The sequence below is a fragment of the Geminicoccus flavidas genome, assembly GCF_009806515.1.
Classification (GTDB): Bacteria; Pseudomonadota; Alphaproteobacteria; order Geminicoccales; family Geminicoccaceae; genus Geminicoccus; species Geminicoccus flavidus.
On sequence record NZ_WUJP01000868.1, the window covers coordinates 1 to 3,142 of the forward strand.

Genomic DNA, 3,142 nt, shown 5'->3' on the forward strand with positions numbered 1-3,142 from the left:
CCACCCGATCCCGACCTGCCGCCCTTGCCGGTGCGCGCCGCGCCCGTCCTCTTCGCCTTCGTGGTCACGCCCGAGCGCCGGGTCGTGCTGCGGGTCCTGGATCAGTCGGTCACCGAGCCGCCACCCCGGCCGGAACCGGGCGAGGGCGTGCCGGGCATCCCGTTCGAGGCGTTCGCTCGGGCCTTCCGTGGCACGCTGCTGCTGGGCCAGGACGGCCAGGGCCGGATCGTGGGGCGCGATTCCGCCGGCCCGCCGGCCCGACTACGCTTCCGGGTGACGCTCGGCGGCGACACGGTGGTCCAGGCACTGGACGGCCACCCTTACGGCGAGCAGATCGCTGGCCCCCGGCCGGACAGCCTGATCTTCGGCCTGCCCCACGCGGTCCTGGCCGAGGCCGGGCAGGGCGAGCTCGTGCTGGACCCGGACCGCCTGATGGCCCAACTGGTGCCCGACCAGCCGGGCATCGACCCGCTGCCCAAGCGCCCCCACCGCCGCAGGCTGCTCGTCCCGCTCCTGGGCCTGGCGGTCGTGCTGTGCGTGGGCGGGGCCACCATCCTGCTGTGGTGACGGGGCCGGCCGCAGCGCATCCGCCGCCGCGGCTGGCCAAGAGACATCACTTCATTCCGCCAGCGCCATGGCGCCGACAGCCGGCCCGAGCTACCGCCCGATCAGCCTGCCGACACTGATCACAGGCCGACTTGTTCCCGGTCTGCTCCCTTCGTTCATGCTCTGTTCCTATAAGCCGCTATCGCCGCGCCCGATCGATCGTCCCGGCCGGGCACGGCTGCCGATGGGCATTCGGACGGATCAGTATAGCTTATTCTGAAATCAGTAGCATTGATTGCAGTCGGGGTTAGCCCGATCCTCGATGACAACCGGTTCGCCGCCGAGCAGGAGGCAGCCGGCCGCAGGACTGGCCTATCGGCCCGGCTGCGGATGCCGCATGGCTGCTGAATGGGGATGCGGCGCCCGACTTCCCGAGGGGATCGTGCCGTCACCCGGCCGCCCGCATCGCCCGGGCCAGCACGGCAAACGCCTGCGGGTCGGCACACTGCGCAACGTTGAAGCGCAGGAAGCTGCCGGCGGTCTGGCCGATGCTGAAGACATTGCCGGGTGCCAGCACCACGTCCTCCTCCAACGCCCGCCGGGCCACGGCCGCGGCGTCGAGCCCGTCCGGCAGGCGGCACCAGAGGAACATGCCGGCGGACGGCTCCAGCCAGGGCTCGAGGCCCAGCTCGGCCAGGCGGCGCAGCGTCAGGTCTCGGGCGCGGGCGAGGCGAGCGTGCAGCCCGCCGAGATGGCGGCGATAGCTGCCATCGAGCAGGAGCCGCAGCACCACCTGCTCCGCCAGCCGACCGCCGCTGAACGAGGTCGCGAGCTTCAGGTCGACCAGGCCCTCGATCCAGTCCGGCCGGGCGGCGATGAAGCCGCAGCGCAGGGCGGCGGACAGCGTCTTGGAGAAGCTGCCGACCTGGACGACGCGGCGCAGCCCGTCGAAGGCGGCGAGCCGGGTGACCGGGCCGGCCGCGAGATCGCCGAAGATGTCATCCTCGACCACGGTGAGCCCACCCGCGTCGGCGAGGGTCAGCAGGCGGTGCGCCACGACTGGCGACAGGCTGGCCCCGGTCGGGTTTTGGATCGCCGAGTTGGTCAGGTAGAGGCGCGGCCGATGCGCCTCGGTGGCCTCGGCGAACCGGGTGAGATCCGGCCCGGCAGGCGTCATGGGCACGCCGATGACCCGTGCCCGGTGCGCGCGCAGGAGCGCCAGGAAGTTGAAATAGCAGGGATCGTCGACCAACACGGCATCGCCCGGCTCCAGGAGGAAGCGGCAGACCAAGTCGATGGCACTGGTACCCGATTCGGTCAGCAGGATCTGGCCAGGCGTCGCCTCGGTGCCGTGCAGGGCGAGCCGGCGGGCCAGATGCTGGCGCAGCGCCGCCAGCCCGAGCGGCGCTGCATAGTCGCCAAGATCGGCCGGCTCGGCCCGCGTCTGGCCGCGCAGCGCCCGGCGCAGGGCCGCCTCGGGCAGCCAGTCCGGCGGCAGCCAGCCGCAGCCGGGCTTGAGCATGGTCGGCCCCGCGTCCAGCGCCTGGCGGGACACCCAGAACGGGTCGATCGCGCGGTCGAGCCTGGGCCCCAGCTCCGCCAGCGCCAGCGGGGCCGACGGACCGGCAACGAAGAAGCCGGCACCCGGCCGCGCACGGATCAGGCCCTCGGCCGCCAGCCGCTCATAGGCCTCGACCACGGTCGAGGGCGACACGCCCATGGTCCCGGCCAGGCCACGGATCGAGGGCAGCTTGGCGCCCTGGCCGAGCCTGCGCCCGGCGATCCGCCGGCGCACCGCCGTCATCACCTGCTCGATCCGGCTCCTGCTCTCTTCCGTGCGCAGCATCCGTAGGGCTCTCCGTACCCATACAGTTTCGTCCAACTGTATGGGATCGTCCCTGGCGCTGCCAGCGTGGTGCGCGCAAGGTGCCGCCGGATCCATGGCAGGAAGGCGAGAGGCCGGATGGAGCGGACGATGGGGGCCTGGCTGAATGGCCTACTGGGCGTGCTGATCTTCAGCGGCTCCCTGCCGGCCACGCGCGTGGCCGTGCTCGACTTCGACCCGATCTTCCTGACGGTGGCCCGCGCGTCCGTCGCCGGCATCCTGGCGCTGGCCCTGGTCAGCCTGTTCCGCCTGCCGCGCCCGGCCCGCACCGATCTCCTGCCGCTGGTCGTGGTGGCCCTGGGCGTGGTGGTGGGCTTCCCGCTGCTCACCGCCCTGGCCCTGCGCCACGTCACCGCCGCCCACTCGATCGTGTTCATCGGCCTCCTGCCGCTCGCGACCGCTTTGTTCGCGGTGCTGCGCGCCGGAGAGCGCCCGCGCCCGGCCTTCTGGCTGTTCTCCATCCTCGGCAGCGCCCTGGTGGTAGGCTTTGCCCTCAGCCAGGGCCTCGTCGCCAACCCCACCGGTGACCTCCTGATGCTGCTCGCCATCCTGTCCTGCGGCCTGGGCTATGCCGAGGGCGCCCGCCTGTCCCGCCGCTTAGGCGGCTGGCAAGTGATTTCCTGGGCCCTGGTCCTGTCCCTGCCGCCCATGGCCATCCTGGCCCTCGTCACCATGCCCGTGACCTTCACCAACATCACCCCCGCCGCCTGG

The 3,142-nt window shown here is 72.3% G+C and carries 3 protein-coding genes; 2 read left to right on the forward strand and 1 reads right to left on the reverse strand.

Annotated features, from left to right (window positions below):
• Nucleotides 1-567: hypothetical protein (locus tag EQG76_RS24785; protein ID WP_159717285.1), on the forward strand; the 567-nt coding region annotated here is incomplete at its 5' end.
• A 427-nt stretch (nucleotides 568-994) separates the two neighbouring features.
• Here the strand turns inward: EQG76_RS24785 and EQG76_RS24790 are convergent.
• Nucleotides 995-2,392: an aminotransferase-like domain-containing protein gene (locus EQG76_RS24790; RefSeq protein ID WP_159717287.1), complete on the reverse strand. Its 1,398-nt coding sequence runs from the start codon at nucleotides 2,390-2,392 to the stop codon at nucleotides 995-997.
• Between the two features lie 117 nt (nucleotides 2,393-2,509).
• Here EQG76_RS24790 and EQG76_RS24795 point away from each other — a divergent pair.
• Nucleotides 2,510-3,142 (forward strand): DMT family transporter (locus EQG76_RS24795; RefSeq protein ID WP_159717289.1); only part of this gene is annotated, 633 nt, incomplete at its 3' end.